Raw genomic sequence first — 15,513 nt, forward strand, 5'->3', positions numbered from 1 at the left:
TCTTTTGCCACCTGTCGCGGGCGGCGGGGCGGGGGGGCGACCAGTTGACCGGACAACGGGGCGGGTAGAACGGTGGTTGTCGTGTCGGTCCTGTGCAGGGTTGGTCGTGCCGGGCAGGCGACCCAGACGGATGGATGCGGAGGTGCCCGGTGCGGTTGATCAGGAGCAGTGCCGCGGCCCGCGCCGAGCCCGACCGGGGCGCCCGGCCCCGGCGCGTGGCGATGCTGTCCATGCACACCTCGCCGATGGAGCAGCCGGGCACGGGGGACGCCGGCGGGCTGAACGTCTACGTGGTGGAGCTCTCGCGGCAGCTCGCGGCGCTCGGCGTCGAGGTCGAGGTGTTCACCCGAGCGGTGAGCAGCAAGCTGCCGACCTCGGCGGAGCTGGCCCCGGGTGTGACGGTGCGTCACGTCGACGCCGGGCCGTTCGAGGAGGTCCACCGCGAGGACCTGCCGGCCTGGCTGTGCGCGTTCACCGCGGACGTGCTGCGCGCGGAGGCGGGGCACGAGCCGGGCTACTTCGACGTCATCCATTCGCACTACTGGCTGTCCGGCCAGGTCGCCCTCGCGGTCGCCCGGCGATGGGGCGTGCCGTTCGTGCACACCTCCCACACCCTGGCGAAGATCAAGAACGGCGCGCTGGCCGTCGGGGACCGCCCCGAGCCGCCCGGCCGGCTGCTGGGCGAGCAGGAGGTCATCGCCGGCTCCACCCGGCTGATCGCCTCCACCGCGGACGAGCGCGGCCATCTCATCGACCTCTACGGCGCCGCCCCCGACCGGGTCGACGTCGTCGCGCCGGGCGTCGACCTGGAGATCTTCCGGCCGGGCGACGCGGCGCAGTCGCGGGCGCGCCTCGGCCTCGACCCGGACGGCGACCTGCTGCTGTTCGTCGGCCGGATCCAGCCGCTCAAGGCGCCGGACCTGCTGCTGCACGCCGCCGCCGAGCTGCTGCGCCGCGATCCGACCCGCCGTTCGAGGCTGACCGTCGCCGTCGTCGGCGGCCCCAGCGGCTCGGGGCTGGAGCAGCCGGACGCCCTGGTCAAGCTCGCCGCGGACCTGGGGATCTCCGATCTCGTCCGGTTCCAGCCGCCGGCACCACAGCACGAGCTGGCCCACTGGTACCGGGCCGCCACCGCCGTGGTGGTCCCCAGTCACAGCGAGAGCTTCGGCCTCGTCGCGTTGGAGGCCCAGGCCTGCGGCACGCCGGTGGTCGCCGCCGCGGTCGGCGGCCTGCGCACCGCCGTCGCCGACGGGGTCTCCGGCCTGCTCGTCGCCGGCCGTGACCCGGCCCGCTACGCCGACACGCTGGACCGGCTGCTGCGCCAGCCACACTGGCGCAGCCGCCTGTCCGCCGGCGCGGTCGGCCGGGCGGCCGGCTTCGGCTGGTCGGCCACCGCCCGCGGGGTGCTGCGCAGCTACCGGCACGCGCTGAGCCCCGCCGCCGTCGCGGTGTGAACCGTCGAGCCGGGTGGGAGGATCTCCACCTGATCCGGATCCGGCATCGTCACAGTTGCAAGCGGGGAGGTCTGGAGCCATGACGGCACCCATCGACACGGCGGAGCGCGAGCGACTCGACGGCCTGATCGCCGACACCCTGGCCGACCTCGACCTCGCCTACGAGCGCATCGCCGCGGGCTCGTACCTGGTCACCCTGGAGGGCGAGCACAAGCTGCGCACGATGACCTGGCTCGTCGTGCAGGACCACACCCTGCTGGTCGAGGCGTTCTTCATGCGCGCCCCGGCGGAGAACGCAGCGGGCACCTACGCCTTCCTGCTCGGCCGCAACGCGAAGACCTACGGCGTGCACTTCTCCATCGACCGGGTCGGCGACATCTTCCTGACCGGGCAGATCCCGCTGCTCGCGGTCACGGCGGAGGAGATCGACCGGATCCTCGGCTGCGTCGGCACCTACGCCGACGACAACTTCGACCCGGCGATCGCCCTCGGATTCGCCACGGCGATCGAGCGGGAGAAGGCGTGGCGGGCCAAGCTCGCCGCCGACGCCGGCAACGCCGCGAAGCCCGGCTGACCGGCTGACCGATCCGGCTGACCGATCCGGCTGAGCGGTCAGTCCGTGACGCGGTGCAGGCGCGCCGACAGGTGCGACTGCAACGGCTTGCCCTCGGCCTCCATGTCGATCGCGTAGGCCAGGTCTCCACCCTCGACGATCCCGTAGAGCCGCACCGAGCGGGTGACGTCGCGGGCGGTCGCCGTGCGGATCAGCACGTTGTGGTCGAGGTCGACGCGGGTTCCCGCCACCGTGCCGACGTAGATCTCCGCGATGCCGAACGGGTGCGCCAGCGTCACCTCGACGACCGTCCCGCCGTCCTCGCCGGGCTGGACGCGCCAGAAGCCGGTCTCGGTGGCCAGCGGGCTGCCGGGCTCCCGGCCGTCGCGCGGCTCGTCCGCCCACCAGGTGTGGGAGACGTAGCCCAGCGCCGGGCGGCCGTCGGCGGCGAAGGTGATCTCCTGGCCGTAGTGAAAGCCCTCGAGGTCCTCGTAGCCGCCCACGCCCTCGCCGCGCCAGGTGCCGACGAGGAAGGCCAGCGGCAGCAGGCTGGGATGCAGATCGGCGGGCCCGGTCCCCCCGGTCCCGGTCGTGGTCGTGGACCGCGGCCGCCCGGCGGCCGACCGGCCCCGGGCGCTCAGCGCTGCCCCTCGTACAGCTTGTAGACCACGTAGCCGGAGAACCAGGCGATCAGGACGGACATCGCCACCAGGAGCCCGGTGAAGAAGTAGTGCAGCACGCTGCGCAGCCTAACCCCGCGCCGGGCGGCCAGGGTCGGGCGGTCGGGGGGCGGGCTGCGCGACGGCACGCCGGCGGTCGCCGGGGATGGGGCAGACTGGGTCGATGACCCGTCCCCTCGTCGTCAAGGTCACCGCTGGGATGGACGCGCCGGAGCGCTGCTCGCAGGCGTTCACGGTAGCGGCCGTCGCCGTCGCCGCCGGGGCGGACGTCTCGGTCTGGCTCACCGGCGAATCCGCCTGGTTCGCGCTGCCCGGGCGGGCGGCGGAGTTCGAGCTGCCGCATGCCGCGCCGCTGCCGGACCTTCTCGCCGGCATCCTCGCCGGCGGCCGGGTCACCGTGTGCACCCAGTGCGCCGCCCGGCGCTCGTTCGGCCCGGACGACGTCATCCCCGGCATCCGCATCGCCGGCGCGGCCGCGTTCGTCGACGAGGTGCTCGCCGACGGGGTCCAGGCGCTCGTCTACTAAGGCCGACAAGCCGTTACAGAAGGCCGGGAAGCCGTTGCAGAAGCCACCGCAGGCGCAACAACAGACCACGAACAGGACACGCCGAAACGCACATCGTCGGCCATCGCATGCGCTTTCATGATCGCATGATGGCAGACTCCGACATACTCTTCGCGGTGGTCCTGTTCGCGGCCGCCGGGCAGCGCACCGTCCGCCGGATCATCGCACCGTTCCCCGACCGGGGCTCCGCGGTCGCGTTCGCCCGCGACAACGGCCTGCGCTGCTTCTCGGTGGGCCCGATGCACTTCGCGGTGCCGACGACGGTGCCGCCCGGCGCGGACCTGCCGGGCGGTCCCCGCCCGCTGCTGCCCACCGCCGTCCACGCGGGCACGGAGCGCGGCGACTCCGCAGCCTAGTGCTACAGCCGCACCACTCATCCGCCGGGATCCGTAGCCAGGGACCTACTCTGCATCAGGAAGAAGGGGACAGCGGAAACTGCCCGCTGTCCCCTCCACCGCTCTACCGCGTCAACCGCGCCGTCTCCAGCGACGACCGTCAGGCCGCGACCTCGACCTGCGTGTCGACCGGCTCGCCCTGGCGGGCGACGACCTTCTGCTCGCCGCTCGCGCCGGGCACGAGCGCCCGCACGGTCCACTGCCCCGGCCGCGCGAAGAAGCGGAACTGGCCGGTCGCGGACAGCGGAACCTCGGCGGTGAAGTCGCCACCCTCGTCGAGCAGCCGGGCGTAGCCGGTCGAGACCGGCTCGCCACCCTGCACCACGACGCCCTGGATCACGGTCTCCTTGGCCACGTCAATTCCCTCCACCGACGGTCCACCGCGGGTCGCGCCGCACATGTCTCACGCACCCTTCTCGATCGGCACGCCCACCAGCGAGCCGTACTCGGTCCACGACCCGTCATAGTTCTTCACGTTCGGCAGGTCGAGCAACTCGTGCAGGGCGAACCAGGTGTGCGCCGAACGCTCGCCGATGCGGCAGTAGGCGATGATGTCCTGCGAGAGATCGACGCCGGCCTCGCCGTAGAGCTTGGTCAGCTCGTCGTTGCTCCGGAAGGTGCCGTCCTCGTTCGCGGTCTTCGCCCAGGGGATGTTCTTTGCGGTGGGAATATGACCGGCCCGCTGGGACTGCTCCTGCGGCAGGTGCGCCGGCGCGAGCAGCTTGCCGGAGAACTCGTCGGGGGAACGGACGTCGACGAGCGCCTTCTCGCCGATCGCGGCGACGACCTCCTCGCGGAACGCGCGGATGTCGGTGCGCGCCTCCTTGGCGGTGTAGGTCGTCGCCGGCCGCGGGGTGACCTCGGCGGTCAGTTCACGGCCGTCGAGCTCCCACTTCTTGCGGCCGCCGTCGAGCAGCCGGACATCCGCGTGACCGTACAGGCTGAGGTACCAGTAGGCGTAGGCCGCGAACCAGTTGTTGTTGCCGCCGTAGAGGACGACGGTGTCACCGTTCGCGATACCCTTGCTGGACAGCAGCTTCTCGAACTGCTCCTTGTTGACGAAGTCCCGGATGACCGGGTCCTGCAGCTCGGACTTCCAGTCAAGCCGCACGGCACCCGGAATGTGCCCCTTGTCGTAGGCGGAGACGTCCTCGTCGACCTCGACCAGAACAACCTTGGGGTCGTCACGGTTCGCCTCGACCCACGCGGCGTCGACCAATGCCTTCTCGCGGCTCATGCGCGCGCTCCTCTTACGGTGATGGAACGGAAGAACAGATACAGCTGGCACCCGAGACAGAATTCGAACGCCGCGTTGAGGAAGGCCGCTATGAAGGCGGCCGCGGCGGCGGCGAAACCGAGGACGGTGATGCCCGAGAGGAACCCCGCGACCCCCACGGCGCCGAAGATCGCACCGACGAGCTGGGCGAACCGGGGCGGAGCAGCGTCCTCGGTCGTCGCGGGCGGCCCCAGCCGCGGCCGGATCAACGCCCGGAACAGCAGGCCGTAAGGGGCGTACCGCACGCCGGCCACCGCCCCCACGGCGAACACCACGGTCTGCGCGAGCAACAGCCATCCGCTGCCCGTCACCAGCACCACGGCGAGCACGACCGAGGTGACGGCGGCGGTGAACCGCAGGCCACGAGGATCCACCACGAGACTTTCTCCTGACTGCCGGCTCGAGCTACCCGGTCGGATGCGGAGCGACGCGTCGGGGAAACCGATCACATCAGGGGCGTCAACCCGCGATCAGGAAAGACGACACAGGCAGCTACCCACGCGGCACAGGTCGACCGCGCGGCGCTTCACGAGCTGCGTCCGGAACATGGTTCGTGCCACGGTAGCAGCGAAAGTCACGTCTGTGTTAACTCGCTGGCGGCGGTTCCGAAGAATCACCATCTGCCCGTTTAGTCCCATCCGCGGGGACGATCTGCGCCAGGGTCGCGAACACCGCCTGCCGCGTCGGAGGTGCGCCGCTGGCCCGCCTGACCTCACGGCCGGAGGCGTCGACGATGAGCACCGTGGGCGTCCGCCGGACGGCAAGCCGGCGGACGAGATCGAGGTGCGCCTCGGCGTCCACCTCGACGTGGCGCACCCCGGGCACCAGCGCGGCGACCCCGGCCAGCACCTGTCGCGTCGACCGGCACGGCGCGCAGAACGCCGTGGAGAACTGCAGCAGCGTCGCCCGCTCCCCCAGCGCCTCGCCGAGGGCGGCGAGCTCCGCCCGCAGCCCACCGTCAGGATCCGCCGCCGCCCGGGAGGAGCCGTCGGCTCCGAACGATTCAGCCACGGCCACGACCGGCCCGCCGCCCGCGGCGACCGGCCGCTCTCGGGACGGGCGGAACCGCCCGTCCCGCACGCGCATCACCGTACCCAGCGCCACCGCCACCACGACGGCCCCAACCAGTACCCAGACTCCCGTCACAGCTCCTACAGCATCCCGGCGGCACCCGCTCTTCCCGGGCCGGCACCCCTTCCCGGGCCGTCGCCCCGTTCCGGGCCGGAGACCCTTCCCAGGCTGGCACCATCTGGCGCGTCAGCGGCCCGCGGTGGCGGCGTCGGCGTCGAGCACGACGCCGCGACCGCCGGCGGCGAAGGCGATGCGATCGCCCGCGACCGTCGCCGAGGTCAGCCGCATGTTGAACGGCAGACCGGCGACCGGCACGTGCACCGTGAGCAGCTCGGTGGCGGCCTGGCGCAGCGCGGGCGGCAGGATCGCGCCGACCGATGCGGCCAGCTCGCGGGGGGTGAACGTGACCGCGGCGGGCTGGACCCCGATGTCCGCCGTCCCGGACACGGGGTAGGCGGTCCCCAGGACCTGCACCGATCCCGCGACCCGGATCGCCTGCCCGTCCGGGGTGACGGTGATGGCCGAGCCCTGGCTGCGCAGGTAGGCGTTGACGTCGGCGAACGTCAGCTCCACCCGGGCGGCGAGCCGGTCCACCGGTATCCGCCGCACGTCGCCGCGGACGACGTCGGCGAGGGGGACCCGCACACCCGCGAGGTCCGCGTGCACCCGGTCCACGCGGACGTCCTGCTCGACGCGACCGCGCACGTCCACCCGCACGTCCCGGTAGCTCCCGGCGACGACCTGGGTGAGGAACGGGAAACCGCCGAGCGACACCGTGGGACGCGACGGCAGGTGCTCGGCCCGCTGCGCCTGCGTGGCGATCTGGCCGGCGACGACCCGCGCGGCGACCCGATCCACGACGACGAGCACGATCAGCAGGACGACCACGACCACGGCCGTGATGCGCAGGCCTCGGCCGCTCATCCGGGCAGGTGCCGTCCGACCAGGTAGACCAGCGGCGCCGCGCACGCCAGCGGCAGGATCGCGGCGAGCAGGACATCCGCCGCCACCCGACCCGCCGCCGCGTCCACCTCGTCTGCGGACGAGCCGGCCTCGCGGGCGCGGGCGAGCACCAGATCGACCAGCGCGGCGACGGCGGCTCCCGACGAGGCCGTCGCGAGCGCGGCGTTCAGCGTCAGGTCGTCGGGTCCCAGCGCACCGAGGATCGCGCCCGCCGCCACCGCGACCGCCACACCCAGCAGATCGGCCGGCACCGTCGCCAGGCCGGTCCAGCCGAGCAGCCGAGCGGCCACGACGGCGCTGCCCGCACCCAGCAGACCGGCGATCACCAGCAGATCGGCCGGATGATGTGCGCCGTGCCCCGCCCGCAGCGCGAGGTACCCCGCGAACAGGGCGACGAGGATGATCCCGCTCAGCGCGGTGGCCAGTTCGGCGCTCACCCGGGCCGCGGGAGCCGGCGGCGCGACGGTGTCCGGACGGCCCGCCGGGTCCGCCTCGCCGCCGGCGCGCCCCGCGGCCGGGGCGCGCAGCGTCAGGGCCCGTCGCAGACCAAGCTGGTAGAGCACCACGACCGCGACAGCGACCCCGATGACACCGGCGACGGAACCGTAGGCGTGCCGGTCGGAGACCAGCAGGACGACGTCGGCGAGCACCGCCCCCGCCGCGACCAGCGGGATCGTGCCCGGGGAGGCACGCAGCGCGCGGCCCCAGGCCCACGCGAACGCGACCTGCTCGACGGCCAGGACGGCCGCCAGCACCCACGTGGCCAGCGCCGCCGCGCCGACGGCCAGGCCCATCGCGACCAGCGCGGCGAGGGGCGCGCCGAGCAGCACCCGCCGGGGCGGGGCGACGACCGGTAGGGCCGTCTGTCCCGACAGCACGCCGCGGGACAGCCCGGGTTCGCCAGCGCTCACGCCGACATGCTNCCATGCCCCGCCCGCGGGCCTGGCGCCGCACCGGCCGCGGGCCAGGTCACGCGGGCGGCGGGCGGCGGCGGCGCCGGTGCTCAACCGCCGGCGAACGGCGGCAGGGCCTCCACGACCGCCCCGTCGCGCAGGACGACCCCGGCCGGGTCGCGCCGACCCACGGGCTGGTCGTCCACCAGGTACGAGCAGCGCCGCAGCAGCGCGGGCAGGTCACCCCCGTGGCGGGCCGCGACGGTCGTGAACAGCGCCGCCAACGTGTCCGCCTCGATCGTCTCCTCGCGCACCCCTGCCGCGTCGCGGGCGGCGGCCCAGTACCGGACGGTGACCCGCGCGGCCGGCACGCCCGGCGCACCCGGCGTGGGCGGCCTTGGGTCGGGGGCCGCCGTCACCGGCTCTGCACCACCGCGCCGCCGCGGTGCGCCGAGGCGGCCGTCTCCCCCGGCCCGCCGGGGCCGGCTGTCGCCAGGCTCGTGCCGATGCGGTCGAGCAGGCCCGGAGAGAGCCCGGCCTCGGCATGGCCGAACTCGGGTACCAGCCACATCTGGGCCGACTCTCCGGCGGCCGCCGCGAGCGCGCGCGGATGCTCCAGGGTGAAATACCGGTCACGATGCCCGTGAACGATCAGTAAAGGCATCGGCGCAATGGTGCCGACGATCTCGACCGGAGCGGCGGGAATTGGCACGAAAGCGCGGGGGTCGATACGGACTCGTAACGCACCTCGTGCCACCATCCGGCCAGTGGCATGCTCGGCGAGCCAGTGGATCCGCCGCATCGGCGCGGTGTCGCGGACGAACCATCTGCTGGTGGCGCTCACACTGACAACCGCATCCGGGGGATGACGCAGGCGCAGTTCGTGACTCAGCGTACCGTTTTTGGACAATCCGGCATGACGGAGGACCGCCGCCCCGCCCATCGACCATCCCATGGTGATAACGCGCTGGTAGCCGAGCCGGCGAGCCTCGCCGACGCCGGCATCGACGTCGAAGATCTCACGATCACCAAACGTACATGATCCACTGGAACGACCATGCCCCCGCAGGTCCATGACCAGCACTCCGGCATATTTTCGTAACCCGGCTGCCACATGCCGTAACGCTGGATGCGCCATCGAACAGGAGAAGCCATGAGCGATCACAACCGCCAGGTCCCGCGACTCTCCGTGCACAACCCCGCTTCTTTGATCATGGTTCGTGGCCAGAATCTCAGAATCAGCGGTAGGCAGTAGCCCGTAGACGGTAGGAGCCGAGTAGGACACTCCGCTATCCTCCCCACATACCGGCCTTCGTTTCATGCCCATGACGGTCGTGAGACGCCCAGGGCCGGGCATCGAGTTACTCACCGGGTCGACGCTGCCCCACCACACACCACCTGGAGGAGTCGTCTTGAGCGTCGTCCTTTTGCTCACCAACGCCCCCGGTCCCTCCGCCGAGTCGTTTCCGTCCCTTGGTCTGCTCACCCACACGGTACGGGTCGCCCCGCTGGAGGCGAGTGCTCTGTTGGACGCTCCGCCCGTGGACGTGATCGTGGTGGACGGACGTCGGGAACTCGTCATTGCTCGCGGCCTGTGCCGGCTGCTGCGCACGACCGGTCTCACGACGCCGCTGCTGGCGCTGGTGACCGAGGGCGGGCTGGCCGCGGTGTCCGCGGACTGGGGGGTTGACGACGTCGTCCTCGACTCCGCCGGTCCCGCGGAGGTCGAGGCCCGGTTGCGACTGGCCATCGGTCGGGTCGCTGCCGCCGGTGGCACGGCCGAGGCTGGTGTCATCCGGTCCGGCGACCTGTCGGTCGACGAGACCACCTACTCGGCCAAGCTGCGGGGCCGCCCCCTCGAGCTCACCTTCAAGGAGTTCGAGCTGCTCAAGTACCTGGCGCAGCACCCCGGCCGGGTCTTCACCCGGGCGCAGTTGCTCCAGGAGGTGTGGGGCTACGACTACTACGGCGGCACCCGGACCGTGGACGTCCACGTCCGCCGGCTGCGGGCGAAACTCGGCCCCGAGCACGAGGCGATGATCGGCACGGTGCGGCACGTCGGCTACAAGTTCGTGGCGCCGCCGATCGCGCCCCTGCCGGAGAACGCCTCCGGCCCGGCCGCCCGCGTCGACCGGGACGACGCCCGCACCCCCGAGCGGGTCTAGCAGCGACGGGCGGCGCCGATCGTCGAGCGACGCGTCCGGCCTGACGATGCCGGGTGGAAGATGTCCACGTCTCCCGCCCTGCATCGTCGAGTCGGAGCGACGGATCACGGGACAGCCGTGGCCGAGGGCCCCTACGGTCGTACGGTGACCGCCTCCCTGATCTGGCAGCCGACCCTCAGCGGCGCGGACGTGGACGACATCGCGAGCCTGCTCGCCGCCGCCGAGCGGGCGGACGGCACCGGTCCGGTGTCGGAGGACGTCCGGCTGACCCTGCGCCCCGACCAGCAGGTCGGGGCGGGGCGTCACCTGCTCGCCGTGGCCGCGCCCGGGGCCGAGGTCTCTGGCCCGCGGCGCGCGATCGTCGGCTACGCGCACCTCGGCGGCGCGCCCGACAGCCGCCAGGCCGAGGTCGTGGTCCATCCCGGGCATCGCCGCCAGGGGATCGGCCGCGCCCTGGCCACCGCGCTGACCGAGGCACTCGGCGACCCGCCGGCCCGGCTCGACGTGTGGGCGCACGGAGATCTCCCGCCCGCGGCGGCGCTGGCCGCGCGGCTCGGGTTCGCCCGCACCCGGGTGCTGTTCCAGCTTCGCCGGCCGCTGGGCGCGGGCGCGCCGCTGCCGGAGCCGCACCTGCCCGCCGGGGTCACCGTCCGCGCGTTCGTCCCCGGCCGCGACGACGAGGCCTGGTTGGCCGTCAACGCCGCCGCGTTCGCTGATCATCCCGAGCAGGGCCGCTGGACCCTCGACGACCTGGCCCTGCGGCGGGCCGAGCCGTGGTTCGACCCGCGCGGCTTCTTCGTCGCCGAACGCGACGGCCGGTTGGTCGGCTTCCACTGGACGAAGGTCCACGAGGTGGACGAGACGCCGCCGCCGGGCACGCGGCCCGGTCCGATCGGCGAGGTGTACGTGGTGGGGGTGCTGCCCGGCGCCGGCGGCGCCGGGCTCGGGCGTGCCCTGACCCTGATCGGCCTGCGCCACCTGCAGGCCGAGGGGCTCGCGGCGGTCCTGCTGTACGTGGACGAGGACAACGAACGAGCCGTGCGGATGTACACCGGCCTCGATTTCACCGTCCACACGCGCGACGTGTCCTACCACTGGCGCGGGGCGGCCACCGGCTGAGGNCGGTCATGCACCCCGGCGGGTCGCCAGACCGGACGCCGCGGCCGCGCCGCCGTGATCGACCTCGATGACCGAGGTCAGATTGGTGACGTGCAGCAGCCGGTAGGCGTCCTCGTTGAGGTTGCGCAACGCCAGCCGGCCGCCGGCGGAACGCTGCCGCTGGTGGGCGAACAGGATGACCGCCAGCCCCTGGGAGTCCAGGAAGCTCACCTGGGCCAGGTCGACGACGATGTCCCTGACTCCGGCGACGCGCGCGTCCAGCAGCGCCTCGCGCAGCGGGTCCAGGGAGGAGTAGTCAATATCACCGACCGGGTGCACGACGATGGCCTCACGGCCGATCACTTCGACGCGAACGCTTGGTTCCATGGCTCCGTTGACGACCGGACGGCATGGGCGCCACGGGAAGCCGGCCGGGCTGCTTCCCGCCACGCGCCGCGCCCCTGGCAAGCGCGACGATGGTCACCTACCCCCACCACACCACTCCCACACCCGCCCGATTCCCACCGGGAAGCAGTTTTCCTCACACCGAACCGACGCTGCCACCACCGGTACCGGTCCGTGACGCCGGCCGAGCCGACTCCGCCGCCCGCGGACTGCCCCACGGGCGCTCCCTCCCGTCTTCTCCCCGCCGCGCGGGATGGGATGACCAGTCGCCGGATGAGAGCGTTGACGCATGAACACCAACCCGCCCCGGACCCCTGGCGGCACCGATCACCCGAACGTCGTCACCTTCCTCAGCCAACTGGACGGCGCCGCCGTCTCCGTCGGGCCGCCTCCCGGCGCCCCGCCGACGCCGGAGGTGGTGCTGACCGCCCAGCGTCCCCACCGTGACCCGGCCGTCCTGCGGCTGGCGCCGGACGAGGCGGACCGGCTCGCGCGGCTGCTGTCCGCGGCCGCCGGCGCCGCAGCGCCGCCCCTCGCCCCCACCGACCGTTGCGGCGAGGACGGCGGCGGGCGGGCCGCCGTCCACTCGCACCACGTCGTCTGCGTCGCTGAGGGATCCGCGGCCGAGGAGCTGCGCCATGCGCTTGCGCTGCTGCCGGCGCGGGCACGGCTGGTCGACTTCACCTCGGACACCGACGTCGTCCTCGTGTTCGCCACGGACGACCCGCGCTGGCCCCCGCCCCGGTAGCGGCCGCGAGCCGGGTTCAGCCGCGCACCGCCTCGATCGCCGACACGACGGCCAGGAGCAGGAAGGCGCCCGCGGCGATCCGAGTGATCATCGCGATGGGCATCAGGCGAAGCAGCCCGCGTCCCCCGGCGATGGCCAGGCCGGCCACCGTCCACAGCGCCAGCACCGCCCCGATCCAGACCGCCACCGGCGCGTCGAACCGGGCGGCCAGGTTCGCCGTCGAGATCTGCGTCAGGTCGCCGAGCTCCGCGACGAAGACGACCCCGAAGGAGGTGGCCGCCACCCGCCAGAACGTCGTGGCCGCGACCGGCGCCGGGGATGCAGGCCGCTCGGCCGCGGCGCCGGCCCGATCCGGCTCGTCCTGGCCCGTACCGTCGTCCTGGCCCGTACCGTTGTCCTGGCCCGTACCGTCGCTCTCGCGGCCCTCGCGCAGCACGAGCACGGCTCCGGCGATGAAGAGCACCGCCGTGATCGTGTCGACGATCCGGTGCGGCAGCAGCGAGAAGGCGCTGCCGGCCGCCACGGCAACGGTGACGTGCACGACGAAGGCAACTGCGACCCCGGCCCAGACGTACAGCGGCCGGAAGCGGCTGCCCAGCACGAGGCTCGCGACCATCGTCTTGTCGGGTAGCTCGGCCAGGAAGATCACGCCGAAGGTGATGAGTGCTGCGGTGATGCTCAATGCCCGGGACCTCTCCGTGGAGCCGGGCCGGGAGCGGGGACGCGCCTTCGACCCGGCATGCCTGCCGTGTCGAAGGTCTCGCCCACTCGGCCGCGTGGGCCGGGCCCGGCCGCCGGGTGCCCGCGGACCGGCCCTGGATGGGTCGATCGGCGGACGCCAGTATGTCGACGACCGGACCGCTCGGACACCGCACCCGGCCGGCCCGGCGACGGACACGTCCGTCGTCCCAGGCCGTGCGCACCGGAGACGGGCCGCGCGGCAGGGCTACTCCCCTTCGGGGGAGACAGTACAGGCCGCGCGGACCGGCGGCATTCGCCTCGATCCGCCCTGACTGGCGCCCTGACGTGGAACGAGCCACAGGAACACGAAAGGACACCATCCATCGGTGGTGGCCTCCGTGAAAATCTCGGAAAGAAGCACTAACTTCACGTGGAGTGATGGACGACGCGGTTCCCCTCGCGTACTACTCCGGGGACGGTCCGGTGCCGGCGCCGACGACGCTCGCCCGCACGGCGACGGGACTACGCCCCGTGATCAACGCCACCGGGGTGATCCTGCACGGCGCGCTCGGCCGGGCCCCGCTGTCCGCGGCCGCGCGCGCCGCGGTGGATCTCGCCGCCGGCACCACCGATCTCGAGCTGGACCTGCGCACCGGCCGCCGCGACCGCCGGGGACGCACCGCCCTGGCCGCCCTCGCCGCCGCGGTGCCGGCGGCGGCGGGCGTGCACGTCGTCAACAACAACGCGGCGGGCCTCGCCCTCGCGGTGGCCGCGCTCGCCGGGCGGCGCGAGGTGGTGGTCAGCCGAGGGGAGCTCGTCGAGACGGCCGACGGTTTCCGGCTGCCGGAGCTGCTGGTCGCCGCCGGCGCGCGGATGCGCGAGGTCGGCACGACCAACCGCACCACGCTCGGCGACTACGCGGACGCCATCGGCCCCGACACCGGCCTGGTGCTGCGCGTGCACACGGCCAGCTACCAGGTGGTCGGGTTCACGGACAGCCCCGCCATCAGCGATCTGGCCGCCCTCTGCGCCGACTTCGAGGTGCCGCTCGTCGGCGACTGCGGCTCGGGCCTGCTTCATCCCGAACCGATGCTCGCCGAGCCCGACGTCTCGAGCTGGCTCGGCTGGGGGGTCGGCGTTGTCACGACCAGCGGCGACAAACTGCTCGGCGGCCCGCAGTGCGGTCTTCTCCTCGGCCGGGCCGACCTGATCGACCGGATGCGCCGCCATCCGATGTCGCGGGCGCTGCGCGCCGGCAAGCTCACCCTCGCCGCGCTGGAGGCGACCCTGCGCCATCCCGACTCGCCGGTCCGGCAGGCCCTGCGCGCCCGGCCGGAGCGTCTCGCCGCCCGCGCCGAGACGCTCGCGGCCTGGCTGCGCCGCGCCGGGATCGCGGCGTCCGCCGTCGCCAGCCGCGCGCTCATCGACGGCGGCACCGGCTCGGCGGCGGACACCAACACCTGCGGATGCCGGCGTGGGTACGCCACCGGAGTTGATCAGGCCGCCGGGCGAACGGCCTGCGGCGCGTGGGGGTTCGGGTGCGTCGGGGCCGAGCTGCCCAGTGCCGCCGTCGCACTGGACGCGATGATCGCGGCGCCGCTGCGCCATGGCGAACCGGCCGTCCTTGGGCGCGTCGAGCAGGGCTGCTGCCTGCTCGACCTGCGGACCGTGCCAGCGGAGCTCGATCCGGTGCTCGCCGCCGCCGTGCTCGCGGCGGCGACCGAGGCCGGCGCCGCCATCCTCACCGACGCCCCCACAGAGCCGCACAGCACGGCGGCGGCCGACACCGTCGTCACGGTCAGCGGGTCGGCGGTGGTGAGCGGGTCGGCAGTGGCAGGTGCGTCGGCGATGGTGAGCGGGTCGGCAGTGGCGGGCGCGTCGGCGATGGTGAGCGGGTCGGCAGTGGCGGGCGCGTCGGCGATGGTGAGCGGGTCGGCAGTGTTGGGCGGTGTCCCGGCGGTGGCGGGCAGCGCCGTCGCGGCGGCGGACATGGTGACCGTCGAGTCCATGGCGATCCCGCCCACCGCCGTGGCGGATCGGCGGGCGCCGTGAGCCGCATCCGGTTGCGCGACATCCCCGCCGTCGCCGACGCCGGGCGCCGGCTCGCCGGTGCGGCCGGTGGATCGGTCCTCCTCTGCTACGGGCTCGTCCACCTGCTGGTCTGGCCCGGCGCCCCGACCGGCACGCCGGCCGAGCGCTACGGCTGGGACGGGGAGACGGAGCTGCTCGGGTGGCTGCCTGTCTGGGCAATCTGGACGGTCGGCGGGGTTCTGCTGGCCGCCGCCGTGCTGGGCCACGCCGTCGGCGGGGCCGGGCTCGCCGGACTGCCCGTCGCGCGCCGGTACCGGCTGGCCGCGACCGGGACGGGAGCGGCCGGTTCCCTCGCGCTGTTCGCGGTGGCCTGGCCCGGCCTGGAGCCCACGCCCACCGAGTTCAGCGCCGGTCCGATTGTCAGCGGGCTGCTGCTGGCGAGTGTCGTCGCGACGGCGTGGGCCCGGCGCCACCCGCCGCCGGCCGGCGCCCGTCCACCCGACCGAAGCCGCCCGGCACCCGGGCGGTAGGACGG

Annotated in this window: 21 protein-coding genes; 9 read left to right on the forward strand and 12 right to left on the reverse strand. The window is 73.6% G+C overall.

What is annotated here, in order from left to right; genetic code table 11:
* Positions 1 to 149: 149 nt before the first annotated feature.
* Both mshA and UK82_RS05065 read left to right on the forward strand, forming a co-directional pair.
* A complete protein-coding gene (gene mshA, locus UK82_RS05060; RefSeq protein WP_044885057.1) occupies positions 150 to 1,454 on the forward strand; it encodes a D-inositol-3-phosphate glycosyltransferase in 1,305 nt (434 codons plus the stop codon).
* Positions 1,455 to 1,533: 79 nt separating this feature from the next.
* Entirely contained in the window at positions 1,534 to 2,028 is a 495-nt protein-coding gene (locus UK82_RS05065) for a YbjN domain-containing protein (RefSeq protein WP_044885056.1), read from the forward strand.
* Positions 2,029 to 2,066: 38 nt separating this feature from the next.
* Here UK82_RS05065 and UK82_RS05070 read toward each other — a convergent pair whose 3' ends face one another.
* Together UK82_RS05070 and UK82_RS33940 are read right to left on the reverse strand one after the other, a co-directional pair.
* The gene (locus UK82_RS05070; RefSeq protein ID WP_055406491.1) at positions 2,067 to 2,648 is read right to left on the reverse strand and encodes an FABP family protein; all 582 of its coding nucleotides are present in this window, start codon (positions 2,646 to 2,648) and stop codon (positions 2,067 to 2,069) included.
* A complete protein-coding gene (locus UK82_RS33940) occupies positions 2,645 to 2,815 on the reverse strand; it encodes a hypothetical protein (protein ID WP_157866934.1) in 171 nt (56 codons plus the stop codon). Before UK82_RS33940 ends, UK82_RS05070 begins: the two co-directional genes overlap by 4 nt.
* 35 nt (positions 2,816 to 2,850) lie before the next feature.
* Here UK82_RS33940 and UK82_RS05075 point away from each other — a divergent pair, with 35 nt between their 5' ends.
* Positions 2,851 to 3,213: a DsrE family protein gene (locus UK82_RS05075; protein ID WP_044885054.1), complete on the forward strand. Its 363-nt coding sequence runs from the start codon at positions 2,851 to 2,853 to the stop codon at positions 3,211 to 3,213.
* A 128-nt stretch (positions 3,214 to 3,341) separates the two neighbouring features.
* Entirely contained in the window at positions 3,342 to 3,608 is a 267-nt protein-coding gene (locus tag UK82_RS05080) for a hypothetical protein (RefSeq protein ID WP_313949784.1), read from the forward strand.
* A 139-nt stretch (positions 3,609 to 3,747) separates the two neighbouring features.
* On the opposite strand, the gene UK82_RS05085 is transcribed toward UK82_RS05080, so the two are convergent.
* The 8 genes from UK82_RS05085 to UK82_RS05120 form a co-directional block, all read right to left on the reverse strand.
* Positions 3,748 to 4,047: a DUF1416 domain-containing protein gene (locus UK82_RS05085; RefSeq protein ID WP_044885052.1), complete on the reverse strand. Its 300-nt coding sequence runs from the start codon at positions 4,045 to 4,047 to the stop codon at positions 3,748 to 3,750.
* Positions 4,048 to 4,050: 3 nt separating this feature from the next.
* Complete coding sequence (locus UK82_RS05090; RefSeq protein WP_044885051.1) at positions 4,051 to 4,884, reverse strand: sulfurtransferase; 834 nt, start codon at positions 4,882 to 4,884, stop codon at positions 4,051 to 4,053.
* A complete protein-coding gene (locus UK82_RS05095) occupies positions 4,881 to 5,300 on the reverse strand; it encodes a DUF4395 domain-containing protein (RefSeq protein WP_055406492.1) in 420 nt (139 codons plus the stop codon). Before UK82_RS05095 ends, UK82_RS05090 begins: the two co-directional genes overlap by 4 nt.
* 93 nt (positions 5,301 to 5,393) lie before the next feature.
* Positions 5,394 to 5,561, reverse strand: a complete 168-nt coding sequence (locus tag UK82_RS42330) for a putative leader peptide (protein ID WP_370657182.1) — start codon at positions 5,559 to 5,561, stop codon at positions 5,394 to 5,396.
* Positions 5,509 to 6,069 carry a thioredoxin family protein gene (locus tag UK82_RS05100; protein ID WP_044885049.1) on the reverse strand — a complete coding sequence of 187 codons (561 nt, stop codon included), beginning with the start codon at positions 6,067 to 6,069 and terminating at the stop codon, positions 5,509 to 5,511. The genes UK82_RS42330 and UK82_RS05100 overlap by 53 nt, the downstream gene beginning before the upstream one ends.
* Before the next feature lie 111 nt (positions 6,070 to 6,180).
* Complete coding sequence (locus tag UK82_RS05105) at positions 6,181 to 6,918, reverse strand: DUF2993 domain-containing protein (protein ID WP_044885048.1); 738 nt, start codon at positions 6,916 to 6,918, stop codon at positions 6,181 to 6,183.
* Positions 6,919 to 7,960: 1,042 nt separating this feature from the next.
* Complete coding sequence (locus tag UK82_RS05115; protein WP_173667235.1) at positions 7,961 to 8,269, reverse strand: MoaD/ThiS family protein; 309 nt, start codon at positions 8,267 to 8,269, stop codon at positions 7,961 to 7,963.
* Positions 8,266 to 9,045 (reverse strand): alpha/beta hydrolase, encoded by a 780-nt coding sequence (locus UK82_RS05120; protein ID WP_396230456.1) that lies wholly within the window; start codon positions 9,043 to 9,045, stop codon positions 8,266 to 8,268. The genes UK82_RS05115 and UK82_RS05120 overlap by 4 nt, the downstream gene beginning before the upstream one ends.
* A 217-nt stretch (positions 9,046 to 9,262) precedes the next feature.
* Between UK82_RS05120 and UK82_RS05125 the strand changes: the two genes are divergently transcribed.
* Entirely contained in the window at positions 9,263 to 10,015 is a 753-nt protein-coding gene (locus UK82_RS05125) for a response regulator transcription factor (protein ID WP_044887015.1), read from the forward strand.
* Positions 10,016 to 10,132: 117 nt separating this feature from the next.
* Complete coding sequence (mshD, locus tag UK82_RS05130; RefSeq protein WP_044887016.1) at positions 10,133 to 11,134, forward strand: mycothiol synthase; 1,002 nt, start codon at positions 10,133 to 10,135, stop codon at positions 11,132 to 11,134.
* A 6-nt stretch (positions 11,135 to 11,140) separates the two neighbouring features.
* On the opposite strand, the gene UK82_RS05135 is transcribed toward mshD, so the two are convergent.
* Positions 11,141 to 11,500, reverse strand: coding sequence for an STAS domain-containing protein (locus UK82_RS05135; protein WP_044887017.1), 360 nt, complete (start codon positions 11,498 to 11,500; stop codon positions 11,141 to 11,143).
* Between the two features lie 307 nt (positions 11,501 to 11,807).
* Between UK82_RS05135 and UK82_RS05140 the strand changes: the two genes are divergently transcribed.
* Positions 11,808 to 12,266: a hypothetical protein gene (locus UK82_RS05140; protein ID WP_044887018.1), complete on the forward strand. Its 459-nt coding sequence runs from the start codon at positions 11,808 to 11,810 to the stop codon at positions 12,264 to 12,266.
* A 16-nt stretch (positions 12,267 to 12,282) separates the two neighbouring features.
* On the opposite strand, the gene UK82_RS05145 is transcribed toward UK82_RS05140, so the two are convergent.
* Complete coding sequence (locus UK82_RS05145; RefSeq protein ID WP_044887019.1) at positions 12,283 to 12,948, reverse strand: TMEM165/GDT1 family protein; 666 nt, start codon at positions 12,946 to 12,948, stop codon at positions 12,283 to 12,285.
* 437 nt (positions 12,949 to 13,385) lie between these two features.
* Between UK82_RS05145 and selA the strand changes: the two genes are divergently transcribed.
* Both selA and UK82_RS05155 read left to right on the forward strand, forming a co-directional pair.
* Entirely contained in the window at positions 13,386 to 14,999 is a 1,614-nt protein-coding gene (selA, locus tag UK82_RS05150) for an L-seryl-tRNA(Sec) selenium transferase (protein WP_044887020.1), read from the forward strand.
* Entirely contained in the window at positions 14,996 to 15,508 is a 513-nt protein-coding gene (locus UK82_RS05155; RefSeq protein ID WP_044887021.1) for a hypothetical protein, read from the forward strand. The genes selA and UK82_RS05155 overlap by 4 nt, the downstream gene beginning before the upstream one ends.
* Positions 15,509 to 15,513 lie beyond the last annotated feature (5 nt).

The sequence above is a fragment of the Frankia sp. ACN1ag genome (genome assembly GCF_001414035.1).
Classification (GTDB): domain Bacteria; phylum Actinomycetota; class Actinomycetes; order Frankiales; family Frankiaceae; genus Frankia; species Frankia torreyi.

Coding starts and splice junctions, on each gene's coding strand:
- UK82_RS05105 (WP_044885048.1), bottom strand. CDS start 6,918: ATGAGCGGCCGAGGCCTGCGCATCACGGCCGTGGTCGTGGTCGTCCTG.
- UK82_RS05075 (WP_044885054.1), top strand. CDS start 2,851: ATGACCCGTCCCCTCGTCGTCAAGGTCACCGCTGGGATGGACGCGCCG.
- UK82_RS05085 (WP_044885052.1), bottom strand. CDS start 4,047: ATGTGCGGCGCGACCCGCGGTGGACCGTCGGTGGAGGGAATTGACGTG.
- UK82_RS05090 (WP_044885051.1), bottom strand. CDS start 4,884: ATGAGCCGCGAGAAGGCATTGGTCGACGCCGCGTGGGTCGAGGCGAAC.
- selA (WP_044887020.1), top strand. CDS start 13,386: ATGGACGACGCGGTTCCCCTCGCGTACTACTCCGGGGACGGTCCGGTG.
- UK82_RS05065 (WP_044885056.1), top strand. CDS start 1,534: ATGACGGCACCCATCGACACGGCGGAGCGCGAGCGACTCGACGGCCTG.
- UK82_RS05140 (WP_044887018.1), top strand. CDS start 11,808: ATGAACACCAACCCGCCCCGGACCCCTGGCGGCACCGATCACCCGAAC.
- UK82_RS05080 (WP_313949784.1), top strand. CDS start 3,342: ATGGCAGACTCCGACATACTCTTCGCGGTGGTCCTGTTCGCGGCCGCC.
- UK82_RS42330 (WP_370657182.1), bottom strand. CDS start 5,561: ATGGGACTAAACGGGCAGATGGTGATTCTTCGGAACCGCCGCCAGCGA.
- UK82_RS05135 (WP_044887017.1), bottom strand. CDS start 11,500: ATGGAACCAAGCGTTCGCGTCGAAGTGATCGGCCGTGAGGCCATCGTC.